This window comes from Enterobacter sp. 22499, assembly GCF_052044815.1.
In the GTDB taxonomy this organism is placed as follows: Bacteria; Pseudomonadota; Gammaproteobacteria; order Enterobacterales; family Enterobacteriaceae; genus Enterobacter; species Enterobacter bugandensis.
Genome location: NZ_JBQENR010000008.1, coordinates 1 through 16,718 on the forward strand (window position 1 = coordinate 1; position 16,718 = coordinate 16,718).

The 16,718-nt window shown below is 55.4% G+C and carries 12 protein-coding genes; 8 read left to right on the plus strand and 4 right to left on the minus strand.

Annotated elements, in window-relative coordinates; genetic code table 11:
• Window positions 1–140: 140 nt before the first annotated feature.
• Window positions 141–2,900, minus strand: a complete 2,760-nt coding sequence (gene barA, locus ACTJI7_RS19280) for a two-component sensor histidine kinase BarA (RefSeq protein WP_041908411.1) — start codon at window positions 2,898–2,900, stop codon at window positions 141–143.
• Window positions 2,901–2,957: 57 nt separating this feature from the next.
• Here barA and rlmD point away from each other — a divergent pair, with 57 nt between their 5' ends.
• The 5 genes from rlmD (at window position 2,958) to eno (ending at window position 10,637) form a co-directional block, all read left to right on the plus strand.
• Window positions 2,958–4,256, plus strand: a complete 1,299-nt coding sequence (gene rlmD / locus ACTJI7_RS19285) for a 23S rRNA (uracil(1939)-C(5))-methyltransferase RlmD (protein WP_063155098.1) — start codon at window positions 2,958–2,960, stop codon at window positions 4,254–4,256.
• Between the two features lie 51 nt (window positions 4,257–4,307).
• Window positions 4,308–6,539, plus strand: coding sequence for a GTP diphosphokinase (relA, locus tag ACTJI7_RS19290; RefSeq protein WP_028014256.1), 2,232 nt, complete (start codon window positions 4,308–4,310; stop codon window positions 6,537–6,539).
• 65 nt (window positions 6,540–6,604) lie between these two features.
• Window positions 6,605–7,396: a nucleoside triphosphate pyrophosphohydrolase gene (gene mazG / locus ACTJI7_RS19295; protein WP_045261274.1), complete on the plus strand. Its 792-nt coding sequence runs from the start codon at window positions 6,605–6,607 to the stop codon at window positions 7,394–7,396.
• Window positions 7,397–7,619: 223 nt separating this feature from the next.
• On the plus strand, window positions 7,620–9,257 hold the full coding sequence (gene pyrG, locus ACTJI7_RS19300; protein ID WP_028014254.1) for a glutamine hydrolyzing CTP synthase: 1,638 nt from the start codon (window positions 7,620–7,622) through the stop codon (window positions 9,255–9,257).
• A gap of 81 nt (window positions 9,258–9,338) precedes the next feature.
• On the plus strand, window positions 9,339–10,637 hold the full coding sequence (gene eno / locus ACTJI7_RS19305) for a phosphopyruvate hydratase (protein ID WP_006811784.1): 1,299 nt from the start codon (window positions 9,339–9,341) through the stop codon (window positions 10,635–10,637).
• Between the two features lie 53 nt (window positions 10,638–10,690).
• On the opposite strand, the gene ACTJI7_RS19310 is transcribed toward eno, so the two are convergent.
• Together ACTJI7_RS19310 and ACTJI7_RS19315 are read right to left on the minus strand one after the other, a co-directional pair.
• Window positions 10,691–11,800 carry an SDR family oxidoreductase gene (locus ACTJI7_RS19310; RefSeq protein WP_063155097.1) on the minus strand — a complete coding sequence of 370 codons (1,110 nt, stop codon included), beginning with the start codon at window positions 11,798–11,800 and terminating at the stop codon, window positions 10,691–10,693.
• A gap of 357 nt (window positions 11,801–12,157) precedes the next feature.
• On the minus strand, window positions 12,158–12,982 hold the full coding sequence (locus ACTJI7_RS19315; protein ID WP_028014252.1) for a MurR/RpiR family transcriptional regulator: 825 nt from the start codon (window positions 12,980–12,982) through the stop codon (window positions 12,158–12,160).
• A 165-nt stretch (window positions 12,983–13,147) separates the two neighbouring features.
• On the opposite strand from ACTJI7_RS19315, the gene ACTJI7_RS19320 reads away from it, so the two are divergent.
• Genes ACTJI7_RS19320 through queE form a run of 3 tightly spaced genes read left to right on the plus strand, consistent with a single transcriptional unit; the run spans window position 13,148 to window position 16,140 of the window.
• Complete coding sequence (locus ACTJI7_RS19320; RefSeq protein WP_069732761.1) at window positions 13,148–14,707, plus strand: maltose/glucose-specific PTS transporter subunit IIC; 1,560 nt, start codon at window positions 13,148–13,150, stop codon at window positions 14,705–14,707.
• On the plus strand, window positions 14,707–15,414 hold the full coding sequence (locus tag ACTJI7_RS19325) for an N-acetylmannosamine-6-phosphate 2-epimerase (RefSeq protein ID WP_045261276.1): 708 nt from the start codon (window positions 14,707–14,709) through the stop codon (window positions 15,412–15,414). Before ACTJI7_RS19320 ends, ACTJI7_RS19325 begins: the two co-directional genes overlap by 1 nt.
• A gap of 54 nt (window positions 15,415–15,468) precedes the next feature.
• Complete coding sequence (gene queE / locus ACTJI7_RS19330; RefSeq protein WP_440670863.1) at window positions 15,469–16,140, plus strand: 7-carboxy-7-deazaguanine synthase QueE; 672 nt, start codon at window positions 15,469–15,471, stop codon at window positions 16,138–16,140.
• A 30-nt stretch (window positions 16,141–16,170) separates the two neighbouring features.
• Here queE and queD read toward each other — a convergent pair whose 3' ends face one another.
• Complete coding sequence (queD, locus tag ACTJI7_RS19335) at window positions 16,171–16,533, minus strand: 6-carboxytetrahydropterin synthase QueD (protein WP_063155096.1); 363 nt, start codon at window positions 16,531–16,533, stop codon at window positions 16,171–16,173.
• Window positions 16,534–16,718: the final 185 nt, after the last annotated feature.

A 16,718-nucleotide genomic window follows, 5' to 3' on the forward strand; every position in this document is an offset into this window, starting at 1 on the left:
TCTTTAACGGAATAACGCTTGCGTACTACGACCGAAAAACCCAGAGTGTGCTCCGGATAGACTAAAAGTGTTACCTATGTCCCCGGTCTGATCTGTCACCTATGTATCCGGTCATACAGTAGCGCCACCGGGCTTTTCCCTCAGCTCCCCAACACCTTCATCGCTTCCCGCGTCACGTTATCCATCTCATCCAGCAGTTCCAGGAACTCCGGTTCAAGCTCCGATTCCGGCGTACCCGCGCGCAGCTGCTGCTCCAGCAGCTGGCAGAGGTTTTTCAGCCGCGGTACGCCGCTGTAGCCGCAGCTGCCGTGCAGCTTGTGGATCGCTTCCAGCAGCTCTTCCGGGTTCTCGCCCACCAGCTGTTCTTCAACCTTATTACGGATTTCCGGCAGAAACGCGACCAGCATTTGCAGCATCTCTCGCGCTAAATCGGGTTTCCCTGCCGCCTGGCGCAGCGCCAGCTGCCAGTCAAAGGTCGCATTTTGATTAACGCTTACCTCAACCGGCTCGCTGAAAACCGTATATGTTCCGCCAATGTGCCCCGGCTTATAGCGTAACAGCAGGTTATGAAGCTTCTCTTCGTCGATAGGTTTCGCCAGGTAATCATTCATCCCGGCGCTCAGCAGCTTCTCTTTCTGACCGGCCATCGCATGCGCGGTGACCGCAATCACCGGGGTTTGCTGCTGATGCGGGAGCTGGTGGATCAGCTCGCAGGCACGAATGCCATCCATGCCCGGCATCTGAATATCCATCAGAATTAAGTCGAACTGCATCTGTTTAGCCAGTTCAACCGCCTGGGCGCCGCTGGTACACAGCTCAACATGCTGAACCTGGTCTTCCAGCAATACGCCGATTAGCTTCAGGTTTGCCGGATTATCATCCACCGCCATCACGCTCATGGGCAGTTTTTGCTCGTCGTTAATCAACGGCAGTGCGTGCTGGCTAAGACGGCAATACTCCGTGAGGGCGGGCAGCAGGCGGGTTGCGGTGAGTGGTTTAAGCAGGCACGCGGCCGCACCGTCGTTTTTCAACTCTTCCGCATTAAGCTGGGCGTGGCAGGGCAGCGCCAGCAGCAGATAGTCGGTCATCGACGCGGCTTTCGCCAGCCGCTCCTGCTGCATGGTCAGCTCGCCGGTGAAGGTCACCGGGATCCCCATCAGCAGAATGTCGTAATGATCAACGGCCAGGGCCGAGAAGGTTGGACTGTAAACCACCTCCAGCGGCGTGGTGCTTAAGATATCCAGCGCGCACTGCGCCGCTGCCGCGTTAGGCTCGACGTAGGCCAGGCGCTTACCTTTCAGACAGTCCGTCACCGGGCCGTCGGTCAGCACGTTCGGATTGAGGTCGAGGTTAATATGGAACCAGAAGGTTGAGCCGCGGTTTGGCTGGCTGTGGAAAGAGATATCGCCGCCCATTTCGTTCACCAGACGCTGGGTGATCACCAGCCCCAGACCGGTGCCGCCATGACGGCGGGAGATGCTGGCGTCTGCCTGGCGGAAGGCCTGGAACAGACGCGACTGATCCCGCTCCGGAATGCCGATACCGGTATCGCGGATTTGAACCTCAATCTGCACCTTGTTATTACTGATAGCGCGTTTTTCTACCAGGATGTCGATGTTGCCGCTTTCGGTGAATTTAATGGCATTCCCGACAAGATTGGTAATGACCTGCTGCAGGCGCAGCGGATCGCCAATAACGTTGTCCGGCACGTCGTTTTTAATATTAAGCGTTAGCTCAAGGCCCTTGTCGTGCGACGAGTGCGCGAGTAGCGTCACCACTTCATCGAGCGTACTGCGCAGCGGGAAGGGAATACTTTCCAGAATCAGTTTGCCCGCCTCCAGCTTGGAGAAGTCCAGCACGTCGTTAATGATCGCCAGCAGGTTATTGGCCGAACGTTCAATGGTGTGCAGGTGATCCCGCTGAGTAGGATTCAGCTCGCTTTTCAGGGTCAGGCGGGTAAAGCCGATCACGCCATTCAGCGGCGTACGCAGCTCGTGCGACATATTGGCCAGAAACTCAGACTTAATACGCGCCGCTTCCTGAGCGCGCTTTTTCGCCAGATCCAGCTCAACGTTCTGGATCTCCATCTGCTCCAGCGTTTCGCGCAGGTCAGAGGTGGCCTGGTCAACGTTATGCTGCATCTCTTCGTGATAGGCCGCCAGCGACATCGCCATCGAGTTAATGCCATTTTTCAGCATATCCAGCTCGCCCAGCATAAACCCTTCCACGCGGCTGTCGAGCTGTCCCCGGCGGATGCGGTCAACGGTATTAACCATGTTGCGGATGGGGCCCGTGACGTCGCGCATCAGACGCCAGCCGAAGATCAGCGCAATACCAATGCAGAACAGCATCATCACGCCGGAGATAAAAATTTCTTTGTACTGCTGCAGCCGTACCGACTTGAGATCCAGCTCAAGCGCTACATATCCCAACATGTTATTGCTGGATTTGGCATCGGATTGCGCAGACTCATCGGGTGAATAGCTTTCCGACACGATCGGCGTGCGCAGGATCATGATGTCGCCGCGCCGCAACACGGTGAGATGGCGCGGGAAGGGCGTACCGTCAGGGATCTTCAGCGTGGTCGGATCGAGATGAAAGTTTGAGGTGACAAACAGGCGGTTATGTTCGTCGTAGACGGAAATAGCGCGGACGATATCCGAGTGGCGGCGGTGGAGCACGCTGATTAATTGCCCAATGGATTCACGGTTTTGCAGGTTCATCCCATACTCGCTTGAGACGGCGAGCGGTTCGATAATGCTGGCACCCGCGTCCTCCAGCTGTCGCTGCAAATCGTTATAGCGGTGCACCACAAAGAAGATACTCAGCAGCAAACCGATGAGAACGGTGGGGGCGAGGATCAAAATCATCATGCGCGCGCGCAGGCTGTAGTTGGTCATGGCGTTCCGTTATGGGACAATTAAGATAATTATGTTTATGTGAGAAAAATCTCGGCGATGGCGCAATTCTACTCTGCAAAGCGACGCGTGACGACGCGTCAAATCATTACTGTTGAAGCCACGGACCTTGATCCGTTTGGTCAGGGAGTGGCTCGTCACAACGGTAAGACTCTGTTTATAACAGGTTTGCTGCCAGGAGAACGAGCAGAAATTACGCTGACGGAAGACAAGCGTCAGTACGCGCGCGGACAGGTGAAGCGTCGCCTCAACGCGAGCCCGGAGCGCGTGGAGCCCCGCTGTCCACATTTTGGCGTGTGCGGAGGCTGCCAGCAACAGCATGCGAGCACAGAATTACAGCAAAAAAGTAAAAGCCGCGCGCTGGCGCGCCTTCTTAAACACGAAGTTGACGAGATTATCGCCGATGAGCCCTGGGGCTATCGCCGCCGCGCGCGCCTGAGCCTGAGCTATCAGCCCAAAACGGAGCGGCTGGAGATGGGTTTTCGCAAAGCGGCCTCCAGCGATATTGTTGACGTGAAGCGGTGCCCCATTTTGGTGCCTCATCTTGAGGCGTTACTTCCGGACGTGCACCGCTGTCTTGCATCGCTCGACGGGGTGCGTTCATTGGGCCACGTTGAACTGGTGCTGGCGAACAACGGCCCGCTAATGGTGCTGCGCCACACCGTGCCGCTGTCGAAAAAAGATCGCGAAAAACTGGAACGCTTTTCGCATTCTCATGAGCTTGCGCTTTTCCTCGCGCCTCAAAGCGAGATACTTGAACAGGTATCGGGCGAAGCTCCCTGGTATGCGTCAGACGGGCTACGCTTAACGTTCAGTCCGCGTGATTTTATCCAGGTCAACGACGGCATAAACCAGCAAATGGTGGCGAAGGCCCTGGAATGGCTTGACGTACAGCCCACTGACCGTGTGCTCGATCTGTTCTGCGGCATGGGTAACTTTACCCTGCCGCTGGCGCGCAGAGCGGCAAGCGTGGTCGGGGTGGAAGGCGTTGAGGCGCTGGTGGTCAAAGGCCAGGAAAACGCAGAGCAGAACGGCTTGCAAAATGTGACATTCTTTCATCAAAATCTTGAGGAAGATGTCACTCAACAGCCGTGGGCAAAGCAGGGTTTCGACAAAATCCTGCTCGACCCGGCGCGTGCAGGTGCCCCAGGCGTCATGGCGCATATTATTAAACTCGCGCCCAGGCGTGTGGTCTATGTTTCCTGTAACCCGGCAACGCTTGCCCGTGACAGTGAGGCGTTAAACAGCGCGGGTTACCAGATTCGGCGTCTGGCAATGCTGGACATGTTCCCGCACACTGGACATCTGGAATCGATGGCGTTGTTCGAGCACATCTAATTTGTTTGGCTTGTCGACTTCGACAGGCCCTGGTCCCTAAAGGAGAGGACAATGGTTGCGGTAAGAAGTGCACATCTCAATAAAGCTGGGGAGTTTGACCCACAAAAATGGATCGCAAGTCTGGGAATTTCCAGCCAGCAGTCGTGTGAACGCTTAACCGAAACCTGGGCCTACTGTCTGCGCACCACGCAGGGACACCCGGATGCCGATCTGCTCTTGTGGCGCGGCGTGGAGATGGTTGAAATCTTGTCCATGCTGAACATGGACATCGAAACGCTGCAGGCCGCGCTGCTGTTCCCCCTCGCGGATGCGGATGTGGTCAGCGAGGATGTGCTGCGCGACAGCGTCGGCAAATCCGTCGTTGCGTTGATCCACGGCGTGCGCGATATGGCGGCCATTCGCCAGCTAAAAGCCGCGCATACCGATTCCGTCTCCTCTGAGCAGGTTGATAACGTCCGCCGGATGCTGCTGGCCATGGTGGATGATTTTCGCTGCGTGGTCATCAAGCTGGCCGAGCGTATTGCCCATCTGCGTGAAGTGAAAGATGCGCCGGAAGACGAGCGCGTGCTGGCCGCCAAAGAGTGTACGAACATCTATGCGCCGCTGGCGAACCGCTTAGGTATTGGTCAGCTGAAATGGGAGCTGGAAGATTACTGCTTCCGCTATCTGCATCCGGCAGAATACAAGCGCATTGCCAAACTCCTGCATGAGCGCCGTATCGATCGTGAGCACTATATCGACGAGTTTGTCAGCGGCCTGCGTCAGGCCATGAAAGAAGAGAACGTCCGCGCCGAAGTCTACGGTCGACCAAAACATATCTACAGCATCTGGCGCAAAATGCAGAAGAAACACCTCGCCTTTGACGAGCTGTTTGACGTGCGCGCCGTGCGTATCGTGGCGGAGCGTCTGCAGGACTGCTACGCCGCGCTGGGGATAGTACATACTCACTTCCGCCACCTGCCGGATGAATTTGACGACTATGTCGCGAACCCAAAACCGAACGGCTACCAGTCCATTCATACCGTGGTGCTTGGCCCCGGCGGCAAAACGGTCGAGATTCAAATCCGCACCAAACAGATGCACGAAGACGCCGAGCTGGGCGTAGCCGCGCACTGGAAGTACAAAGAGGGCACTTCTGGCGGGGCACGCTCCGGCCACGAAGACCGCATCGCCTGGCTGCGCAAGCTGATTGCGTGGCAGGAGGAGATGGCCGATTCCGGCGAGATGCTGGACGAAGTGCGCAGCCAGGTCTTTGATGACCGTGTCTACGTCTTTACCCCGAAAGGGGACGTTGTCGACCTGCCGGCTGGCTCCACGCCGCTCGATTTTGCCTACCACATCCACAGCGACGTGGGGCACCGCTGCATCGGGGCGAAGATCGGCGGACGTATCGTGCCGTTTACCTATCAGCTGCAGATGGGCGACCAGATTGAAATCATTACCCAGAAGCAGCCAAACCCGAGCCGCGACTGGCTTAACCCGAACCTCGGTTACGTCACCACCAGCCGCGGGCGCTCCAAAATACACGCCTGGTTCCGCAAGCAGGATCGTGACAAAAACATTCTTGCCGGTCGCCAGATCCTTGACGACGAGCTGGAGCATATCGGGATCAGCCTGAAAGAAGCAGAGAAATTCCTGCTGCCGCGCTACAACTTCAACGAGCTGGACGAGCTGCTGGCGGCGATTGGTGGCGGTGATATCCGTCTGAATCAGATGGTCAACTTCCTGCAGGCGCAGTTCAACAAGCCTAGCGCGGAAGAGCAGGACGCGGCGGCGCTGAAGCAGCTGCAGCAGAAAACCTATGCCCCGCAGCAGCGCAGCAAAGACAACGGCCGCGTGGTGGTCGAGGGCGTGGGCAACCTGATGCACCATATTGCCCGCTGCTGCCAGCCGATTCCGGGGGACGATATCGTCGGCTTTATCACCCAGGGGCGCGGGATCTCGATCCACCGCTCCGACTGCGACCAGCTTGCCGAGCTGCAGTCCCATGCGCCGGAGCGTATCGTGGAAGCGGTCTGGGGTGAGAGCTACTCCGCCGGTTACTCGCTGGTGGTGCGCGTCACCGCCAACGATCGCAGCGGGCTGCTGCGCGACATCACCACCATTCTCGCCAACGAGAAGGTCAACGTGCTGGGCGTCGCCAGCCGCAGCGATACCCGCGAGCAGCTTGCCACCATCGATATGACCATCGAAATCTACAACCTGCAGGTGCTCGGCCGCGTGCTGGGCAAACTAAACCAGGTGCCGGATGTGATTGACGCGCGTCGTCTGCACGGCGGCTAAACATCCTCTTCCGTAGGCCGGGTAAGGCAACGCCGCCACCCGGCATTTTTCATCAGGACAGAACTATGACTCAAATCGACCGCCTGCTCGGCATCATGAAACGCCTGCGCGACCCGGAAAACGGCTGCCCGTGGGACAAGGAGCAGACTTTCGCGACCATCGCACCTTATACCCTCGAAGAGACCTATGAGGTGCTGGACGCCATTTCACGCGAGGATTTCGATGACCTGCGCGGTGAACTCGGCGACCTGCTGTTCCAGGTAGTGTTCTACGCCCAGATGGCGCAGGAGGAAGGGCGCTTTAACTTTGACGATATCTGTGCCGCTATCAGCGACAAGCTGGAGCGCCGCCATCCGCATATCTTTGGCGATGCCACCGCAGGAAACAGCGCAGAGGTGCTGGCCCGCTGGGAGCAGATTAAAAGCGCCGAGCGCGCTGAAAAGTCCCAACACTCTGCGCTGGACGACATCCCGCTGAGCCTGCCCGCGCTGATGCGCGCCCACAAAATTCAAAAGCGCTGCTCGGCGGTAGGATTTGACTGGGATTCCCTGGGACCCGTGCTGGATAAAGTGCATGAAGAGATCGACGAAGTGATGCACGAAGCGCAGCAGGCGGTGGTCGATGAAGCAAAGCTGGAGGAAGAGATGGGCGACCTGCTGTTCGCCACCGTCAATCTTTCTCGCCATTTAGGGGTAAAAGCGGAAACCGCGCTGCAAAAAGCCAACCTGAAATTCGAACGACGCTTTCGTGAAGTCGAGCGGATTGTGGCCTCGCGCGGCCTGGAAATGACCGGAATTGACCTCGACGCGATGGAAGAAGTCTGGCAGGAAGTAAAACGCCAGGAATCTGATCTCTAACGGAATTTTGCGATCAAGCGCAATTTGTGTGATTTTTTAAATGACAAGCGCTTGATTTGCGTCAAAAACATTTACCCAAAAGGGGCTATTTTCTCACTCCTTATGTTTGTCATGGCCTGGAATGGAGACGGAGAATGAAAGTTTGTGGCGCTCGCCGTGTTCGGGTATACTACTTTCCCGTCCTGGTTATTCCATCGTTTCACCCTAACTTCTCAGGTTCAGCATGACAACGAACTATATTTTTGTGACCGGCGGGGTCGTATCCTCTCTGGGTAAAGGCATTGCCGCAGCCTCCCTCGCAGCCATTCTTGAAGCCCGTGGCCTCAATGTGACCATGATGAAACTGGATCCGTACATCAACGTCGATCCTGGCACCATGAGCCCAACCCAACACGGGGAAGTGTTCGTTACTGAAGACGGCGCTGAAACCGATCTGGATCTTGGCCACTACGAGCGTTTCATTCGTACCAAAATGACCCGTCGTAACAACTTTACGACTGGCCGCATCTACTCTGACGTTCTGCGTAAAGAGCGCCGCGGTGACTACCTGGGCGCGACCGTGCAGGTTATCCCACACATCACTAACGCCATCAAAGAGCGTGTTCTTGCCGGTGGCGAAGGGCATGACGTTGTGCTGGTTGAAATCGGCGGTACCGTGGGTGATATCGAATCCCTGCCGTTCCTCGAAGCGATTCGTCAGCTGGCGGTAGACATTGGTCGTGAACACGCGCTGTTCATGCACCTGACGCTGGTGCCTTACATGGCGGCGGCAGGTGAAGTGAAAACCAAACCGACTCAGCACTCCGTTAAAGAACTGCTCTCTATCGGTATTCAGCCTGACATCCTGGTTTGCCGTTCCGATCGTGCCATTCCAGCGAACGAACGTGCGAAAATTGCATTGTTCTGTAACGTGCCTGAAAAAGCCGTTATTTCAATGAAAGATGTCGATTCCATTTATAAAATCCCGGGCCTGTTGAAATCACAGGGTCTGGACGATTATATTTGTAAACGATTCAGCTTGAACTGTCCGGAAGCTAACCTGTCTGAATGGGAACAGGTTATTTATGAAGAAGCGAACCCGGCAGGCGAAGTGACTATCGGTATGGTCGGCAAGTACATCGAACTGCCGGACGCCTATAAGTCCGTTATCGAAGCGCTGAAGCACGGTGGTCTGAAGAACCGCGTCTCCGTGAACATCAAGCTGATTGATTCGCAGGATGTTGAAACACGTGGCGTTGAAATTCTGAAAGATCTGGATGCTATCCTCATCCCTGGCGGCTTCGGCTACCGTGGTGTTGAAGGCAAGATCGCCACTGCACGCTATGCGCGTGAAAACAATATTCCATACCTCGGCATCTGCCTGGGTATGCAGGTTGCGCTGATCGAATTTGCGCGCAACGTAGCGGGAATGGAAAACGCGAACTCTACGGAATTTGTGCCAGACTGTAAGTACCCTGTCGTGGCGCTGATTACGGAATGGCGCGACGAAGACGGTAACGTCGAAGTCCGTACCGAGAAGAGCGATCTGGGTGGCACTATGCGTCTTGGCGCACAGGCCTGCCAGCTGTCCGACGATAGCGTGGTTCGCAAGCTGTACGGCGAGCCGGTCATCACCGAGCGCCATCGTCACCGCTATGAAGTCAACAATATGTTGTTGAAACAAATTGAAGCCGCGGGCCTGCGTGTTGCGGGTCGCTCCGGGGACGATCAGTTAGTCGAGATCATCGAGGTGCCAAACCATCCGTGGTTTGTTGCCTGCCAGTTCCACCCGGAATTTACTTCAACGCCGCGTGATGGACATCCGCTGTTTGCAGGCTTCGTGAAAGCCGCCAGCGAGTACCAGAAGCGTCAGGCGAAGTAAAAAAGTTAGAACGGCAACGCGTACCAACGGTACGCGTTGTTTGTCTGGAGTTTTAGTTTAACTTGTACTGAGGAAAATCTAATGTCCAAAATCGTTAAAGTCATCGGTCGTGAAATCATCGACTCCCGTGGTAACCCGACCGTTGAAGCCGAAGTTCATCTGGAAGGTGGTTTCGTCGGTATGGCAGCTGCTCCATCAGGTGCTTCTACGGGTTCCCGTGAAGCGCTGGAACTGCGTGATGGCGACAAATCCCGTTTCATGGGCAAAGGCGTACTGAAAGCGGTTGGCGCTGTTAACGGTCCTATTGCTCAGGCTATCGTTGGCAAAGATGCCAAAGATCAGGCTGGCATCGACAAGATCATGATCGATCTGGACGGTACTGAAAACAAATCTAACTTCGGTGCGAACGCAATCCTGGCCGTTTCCCTGGCGAACGCCAAAGCAGCAGCCGCTGCTAAAGGTATGCCACTGTTCGAGCACATCGCTGAACTGAACGGCACCCCAGGCAAATACTCTATGCCTGTACCAATGATGAACATCATCAACGGTGGTGAGCACGCAGACAACAACGTTGATATTCAGGAATTCATGATTCAGCCAGTTGGCGCGAAAACCCTGAAAGAAGCGGTTCGTATGGGTTCTGAAGTGTTCCACAACCTGGCTAAAGTTCTGAAAGCTAAAGGTATGAACACTGCTGTTGGTGACGAAGGTGGCTACGCGCCAAACCTGGGTTCTAACGCAGAAGCACTGGCTGTTATCGCTGAAGCGGTTAAAGCAGCAGGCTACGAGCTGGGCAAAGACATCACCCTGGCGATGGACTGTGCAGCATCTGAATTCTACAAAGACGGTAAATACGTTCTGGCTGGCGAAGGCAACAAAGCGTTCACCTCCGAAGAGTTCACTCACTTCCTGGAAGACCTGACCAAACAGTACCCAATCGTTTCTATCGAAGACGGTCTGGACGAGTCTGACTGGGATGGTTTCGCATACCAGACCAAAGTACTGGGCGACAAAATCCAGCTGGTTGGTGACGATCTGTTCGTAACCAACACCAAGATCCTGAAAGAAGGCATCGAGAAAGGCATCGTTAACTCCATCCTGATCAAATTCAACCAGATCGGTTCTCTGACCGAAACGCTGGCTGCGATCAAAATGGCGAAAGACGCTGGCTACACCGCTGTTATCTCTCACCGTTCTGGCGAAACTGAAGACGCGACCATTGCTGACCTGGCTGTTGGTACCGCTGCTGGCCAGATCAAAACCGGTTCTATGAGCCGTTCTGACCGTGTTGCTAAATACAACCAGCTGATTCGTATCGAAGAAGCGCTGGGTGAAAAAGCACCTTACAACGGTCGTAAAGAGATCAAAGGCCAGGCATAATTGCTTAAGCCTTAACATGAAAATGCCAGTCGAATGACTGGCATTTTTTTTGGTTATTTAAAATCGACCGCCATCTGCTCGGGAATGGTTAGTCCCCGGGTGGTTTGCACGCAGCGGGCGATATAATCCGTAAAACGAGGTGGCTTCGGCATCCCCATGCTGAGCAGCTTATCGTTGCTGAAGCGCACGTTCAGCGTGGCAAAGGCACCGTATAAGCGCATCGCTCTCAGCATCAGACGTTCGTTGCACGGACCAAAAATGGTTTTCAGTTCACGGCGCATTTTGACCAGCGTTTCGTAGCTGACCTGCGCGTACTTATCGCCAACGGGCGCTTTCTCCAGCGCCTGCGCCATTGCCCGATCGATATCCGCAAAGCGAACGCTGTTCTCTTCCCCGGCAGAAATGTGTACCACTTCCCCCGGACGCGCGTTGCTGCTCAGCAGCATTAACATCGCGTCGGCGCAATAATCTACCGGGACAACGTCAATCCGGTCTTCCATCGAGCACATAAACTTCTGCAGCATCAGGCCCATGCTGAAGACCCAAAAGATACTGCTCGACGGCGTGCAGCCGTGGCGGGTATGGCCGACGACGATGGACGGACGGGCGATGAGCAGCGGCAGGTTAGGACATTCCTGGCGCATCAGCTGTTCGATGGTTGACTTCGAATACGTATATTCCACCAGGTGCTCAGCGTTTTCTCTGAATTCCGCACTTTCGGCGACCAGCGAATCCTGCTCCGGCGTGCATGACATTGCGGTGCCTACATGCAGGAAACGCTGCAGCCCTGCGACCTGCTCCATGCGGCGCGCCAGCGCTAGCGTACCCTCTACGTTCACCTTCCAGATCAGCGGGTTATTGCCAAAAGACGCAACTGCCGCGCAGTTAACGACATGCGTAACCTGGTCCAGACGGGGATCGTTCAGAAAGCCTTCCGGCTGGCTGAGGTCGCCGATGAGGATATTATCCACGCTCAGGGAGGCCAGTTTCTCCTCAGAAATGTTGAACTTACGCATGTTCTCCTGCACGCGCGCCAGCCCGCTTTGCGGATCGCCGGCACGGGCAAGCAAAAGGAGTTTTACGGATTGATCGCTGGTCAGGATTTTTTCAAGTACTGCACCGCCCAGAAACCCGGTCACGCCTGTAATTAATAACATCTTCATTATTACCGTCTCATTATGATTGATGAGGCGGATTGTAGGCGCGCAAAAGTAAACGGCGTTTAAATAATAAAACGCCGGGACCGACAGCGTCTTAAGCTTATTTTAAGGAAAGGAAATCAGGTGAAAATATTGGACATTGCAGAAAGCGGAAAAATTCAATTTATTCATGTTTTTATTTTAACTTAATGATTTTAATCTGTTTTTGTCGCTGGGTTAGCGCGGGGGAAATAATTCAAACTGTAATAAACAAAATAATTTGTTACACCAAACATTTATCATATAAATGTATTGAGCCCTGCTTAAGTAAAATTAAGCAAAATAAAACGCAGGCTATTTTATTTAGCCTGCGAAGGGTTTTCAGAGCAGAAGAGGAAGCGTGGCGCTGGCCGTTTGCTGGCTGACGTCAGCGTAATGTCCATCCAGCGCAATCATGGATGTCGTAAGTAATTCGACCAGCAGCATCACCCCAACTTTGGCATTGAGCGCGCCCGCGCTAAGAGGGCCTTCTGGCTTGGCGGCCACCAGCAGCATATCGCTAAGAGACGCCAGCGGGCTGCGGGGCGTGTTGCTGAGCGCCAGAACCTTCACCCCGCGCTTGCGGGCAAGTTTCACCACGTGAAGTAAATCTCGCGTTGAACCGGAGCTGGAGATCGCCACCACCAGCGTCTCTGCCGAAAGCGTGGTCGCATTCATGGCTGCGCGGTGCATATCGCTAAACAGCTGTGCGGATTTACCCAGCCTTAATAACTTGTAATGCAGATACTCCCCGAGGATCGCGCTGGCCGCGACGCCATAAATCTGCACGGACTGCGCCTGATGCAGCGCCAGTGCGGCTTTTTCAAGCAGCGCGCGGTCGAGGAGTCTCGCGGTATCCTGCAAAGCCTGCACCGATTCATCCACCACGCTGTCAATCTCATCCCCCGCCTGACGTGCGGGCTGGCCCTGCTGAATGTCCAGCGCCAGCGCCATTTTGAATTCGTTATACCCTTTACATCCCAGCGTCCGGCAAAGACGCGTCACGCTGGCCTCGCTGGTGTGGCTCTCTCGCGCCAGTTCGGTGATGGTCAGGTAGAGCACCCGGGCAGGGTCGCTGAGGACAAACTCGCCGAGTTTTTGTTGCGTTGGGCTGTACCCGGAAGCCTCCTGGCGGAGCTTCAGCAGCAGGTTTTCATGGTCCGACATGCCACGTCCTTAATGTGTTTCACTGCGACTAGTGTGGCGGAAAGCGGGGGAAAGATGCCAGTCATTTTAAAAAAGTATGATCGGCCTCCTGGTTTGTGATGATAATTTTCACTATAAAATATTTGTATGGTAAAAATTTTCATCTTTTAATGGGGGGATGAAAAAATGATGCAAATATTCAGTGGCGCTTCGTCGGGTGGATGGTTTGAAAAAGCGCAGCGCTTTGGCAAATCCTTTATGTTGCCTATCGCCGTATTGCCCGCGGCGGGTCTGCTGCTCGGTATCGGCGGGGCGTTATCGAACCCTAATACGCTGGCGGCCTATCCGTTTTTAGATGTGGGCTGGCTGCAGGCCATTTTCACCATCATGAGCAGTGCGGGTTCGATTGTGTTTGCGAACCTCTCGGTGCTGTTTGCGGTTGGGGTGGCCGTCGGGCTGGCAAAAAACGATAAGGGCACGGCGGGGCTGGCAGCGCTACTCGCGTTTCTGGTGATGAATGCCACCATCAACGCGCTGCTGATCCTCACCGGCAAACTGGCGCACGAGAACCCGGGCGCTGTAGGGCAGGGCATGACGCTGGGTATTCAGACGCTGGAAACCGGGGTGTTTGGCGGCGTGGTGATTGGTCTCGTGACCTGCGCGCTGCATCATCGGTTTAACAAGATAGCGCTTCCGCAGTTCCTGGGCTTTTTTGGCGGCTCGCGCTTTGTCCCGATTATCAGCTCGCTGGCGGCGATACTCGTTGGCGCGATCATGACCGTGGTCTGGCCGCATTTCCAGAAGCTTATTTTTGGTCTGGGCGGGCTGGTGGATGCCACCGGTTATCTTGGCACGCTGCTGTACGGCTTTATTTTGCGCATGCTTGGCCCGTTTGGTCTGCACCACATCTTCTATCTGCCGTTCTGGACCACCGCGCTCGGCGGCAGCGAGATCGTCAACGGCCACCTGGTTGAGGGCACGCAGCGGATCTTCTTCGCTCAGCTCGCCGACCCGAACACGCAGCATTTCTATGAAGGCACGTCACGCTTCATGTCCGGGCGCTTTATCACGATGATGTTTGGCCTGCTTGGTGCCTGCCTGGCGATGTATCACACGGCGAAACCGGAGAACAAAAAGCGCGTTGCCGGGCTGCTGCTCTCCGCGGCGTTAACCTCATTCCTGACGGGAATTACCGAGCCCATCGAGTTCTCCTTCCTGTTCATTGCCCCGGTGCTCTACGTCATTCACGCGCTGTTTGACGGGCTGGCGTTTATGCTCGCGCACATGCTGCACATCACCATCGGGCAGACCTTCTCCGGCGGTTTTATTGACTTCGTGCTGTTCGGCATATTGCAGGGGGAGGCCAAAACCAACTGGATGTTCGTTCCGCTGGTCGGCGTGCCGTGGTTCTTCCTCTACTACTTCACTTTCCGCTACCTGATTAACCGCTTTGATTTCGCCACGCCGGGCCGTGAAAAGGAGGCGATGGTTGATGACGTCAGCCTGCCGCAAAGCGAGCGCGCTGCGGCGGTGATCGCCGGGTTGGGCGGAAAAGACAATCTGGAAGAGGTGGACTGCTGCGCCACGCGGCTTCGCGTGACGGTCAAAGACGGCAGCAAAGTGAATGACGCGGCGCTGAAAGCCACCGGCGCGCGCGGCGTTATCGTGCGCGGTAACGGTGTACAGGTCATTTATGGCCCGCACGTCACGATTATCAAAAACGAAGTGGAAGAGATCTTATCGTAATGAAAAATGTACTGGATAACCTGAAGGGAAAACTGGTCGTCTCCTGTCAGGCGCTGGAAAACGAACCGCTGCACAGCCCGTTTATCATGTCGCGAATGGCGCTGGCGGCGGCACAGGGTGGAGCCTTCGCCATTCGCGCCAACAGCGTGGTAGATATCGAGGCCATTAAACAGCAGGTGTCTTTACCGGTTATCGGCATCATCAAACGGGACTATCCAGGGAGCGAAGTATTTATCACCGCTACGATGAAAGAGGTGGATGAGCTCATGGCCGTCTCTCCGGAAATCATTGCCCTTGATGCGACGGCGCGGGAACGTCCTGGCGGTGAATCCCTGGAAACACTGGTCACGGCCATCCGCTCACGTTACCCCTCGGTACTGCTGATGGCAGATATTTCCACCGTAGACGAAGCCGTGACGGCGCAGACGCTTGGCTTTGACTGCGTTGGCACCACGCTGTACGGCTATACGGCGGAAACGGCAGGCCATACGCTTCCGGAGAATGACTGTGCGTTCCTGAAAGCGGTGCTGGCGGCCGTGACGGTCCCCGTGGTTGCCGAAGGCAACGTGGATACGCCCGAGCGCGCGGCCCGGTGTCTGGCGCTGGGCGCGCATACGGTCGTTGTCGGCGGGGCGATCACCCGCCCACAGCAAATTACCGCGCGCTTTATGGCGGCGATTAGCGCGCAAAGCACCGATGGAGCATGACCATCCGGCGGGGATCTGCGATACTTATCGTTTATCCCCTTTACTGAGATGACTATGCAGTACCCGATTAACGAGATGTTCCAGACCCTGCAAGGCGAGGGTTACTTTACCGGCGTTCCCGCTATCTTTATTCGTTTACAGGGATGCCCGGTTGGCTGTGCCTGGTGTGATACCAAACATACGTGGGATAAGCTCGCAGATCGGGAAGTGTCGCTGTTTAGCATTCTGGCGAAAACCAAAGAGAGCGATAAGTGGGGCGCGGGCAGTGCAGAAGACCTGCTGGCCATTATTGGTCGCCAGGGCTGGACGGCTCGCCACGTCGTCATCACCGGCGGCGAACCTTGCATTCACGATCTGACGCCGCTGACCGAGCTGCTCGAAAAGAACGGCTACAGCTGCCAGATTGAGACCAGCGGCACCCATGAAGTGCGCTGCTCGCACACCACCTGGGTGACGGTATCGCCAAAAGTGAATATGCGTGGCGGGTATGACGTGCTGTCTCAGGCGCTGGAGCGCGCGGATGAAATTAAGCATCCGGTAGGACGCGTACGTGATATCGAAGCGCTGGATGAACTGCTGGCGACGCTGACGGATGAGAAGCAGCGGGTAATCGCCCTGCAGCCGATCAGCCAGAAAGAGGATGCGACGTGCCTGTGCATTGAAACCTGCATTGCGCGCAACTGGCGCCTGTCGATGCAGACGCACAAGTATCTGAATATTGCCTAAAAAAAAAGCCCGGTTTTGCCGGGCTTTTTTTTACTCTCCGCGATACACGCAGCCTGCCGTGCAGGTTTCTTTGATCATCACCGCGCTCAGCAGCGGTACCAGCGGCTTCATCTGATCCCAGATCCATTTTGCCAGCACTTCGCTGGTCGGGTTTTCCAGACCCGGAATATCGTTGAGATAGTAGTGATCCAGACGATCGTAGGTCGGCTTAAACGCGGCCTTCAGCTCGGCAAAGTCCATGATCCAACCGGTATGCGGATCAACTTCACCGGTGATCTCAAGACGCACCAGAAACGAATGCCCGTGCAGGCGGCCGCATTTATGTCCTGCAGGAACGTGCGGAAGGTGGTGGGCGGCTTCGAAGGTGAAATCTTTAAACAGTGTGGTGGACATGATCGCTCTCAGTAATGCGGAAAAAACCGCCGCATAGTACCGGAAAGCACAATTTTTAGCATTAACTAAAACGGCTCTGAACGGTGAACGCCCGGTATTCAGGGTGATTATTGGTTTTTGTTGTTTTATTTCAAATGGTTATTCAATCGTTTTTATCGCTAAGAACGATAACTAAAACAGGTTAG

Excerpts from the sequence above, each read along its gene's own strand:
- barA (WP_041908411.1), bottom strand. The coding sequence starts at position 2,900 with ATGACCAACTACAGCCTGCGCGCGCGCATGATGATTTTGATCCTCGCC.
- rlmD (WP_063155098.1), top strand. The coding sequence starts at position 2,958 with ATGGCGCAATTCTACTCTGCAAAGCGACGCGTGACGACGCGTCAAATC.
- relA (WP_028014256.1), top strand. The coding sequence starts at position 4,308 with ATGGTTGCGGTAAGAAGTGCACATCTCAATAAAGCTGGGGAGTTTGAC.
- mazG (WP_045261274.1), top strand. The coding sequence starts at position 6,605 with ATGACTCAAATCGACCGCCTGCTCGGCATCATGAAACGCCTGCGCGAC.
- pyrG (WP_028014254.1), top strand. The coding sequence starts at position 7,620 with ATGACAACGAACTATATTTTTGTGACCGGCGGGGTCGTATCCTCTCTG.
- eno (WP_006811784.1), top strand. The coding sequence starts at position 9,339 with ATGTCCAAAATCGTTAAAGTCATCGGTCGTGAAATCATCGACTCCCGT.
- ACTJI7_RS19310 (WP_063155097.1), bottom strand. The coding sequence starts at position 11,800 with ATGAAGATGTTATTAATTACAGGCGTGACCGGGTTTCTGGGCGGTGCA.
- ACTJI7_RS19315 (WP_028014252.1), bottom strand. The coding sequence starts at position 12,982 with ATGTCGGACCATGAAAACCTGCTGCTGAAGCTCCGCCAGGAGGCTTCC.
- ACTJI7_RS19320 (WP_069732761.1), top strand. The coding sequence starts at position 13,148 with ATGATGCAAATATTCAGTGGCGCTTCGTCGGGTGGATGGTTTGAAAAA.
- ACTJI7_RS19325 (WP_045261276.1), top strand. The coding sequence starts at position 14,707 with ATGAAAAATGTACTGGATAACCTGAAGGGAAAACTGGTCGTCTCCTGT.
- queE (WP_440670863.1), top strand. The coding sequence starts at position 15,469 with ATGCAGTACCCGATTAACGAGATGTTCCAGACCCTGCAAGGCGAGGGT.
- queD (WP_063155096.1), bottom strand. The coding sequence starts at position 16,533 with ATGTCCACCACACTGTTTAAAGATTTCACCTTCGAAGCCGCCCACCAC.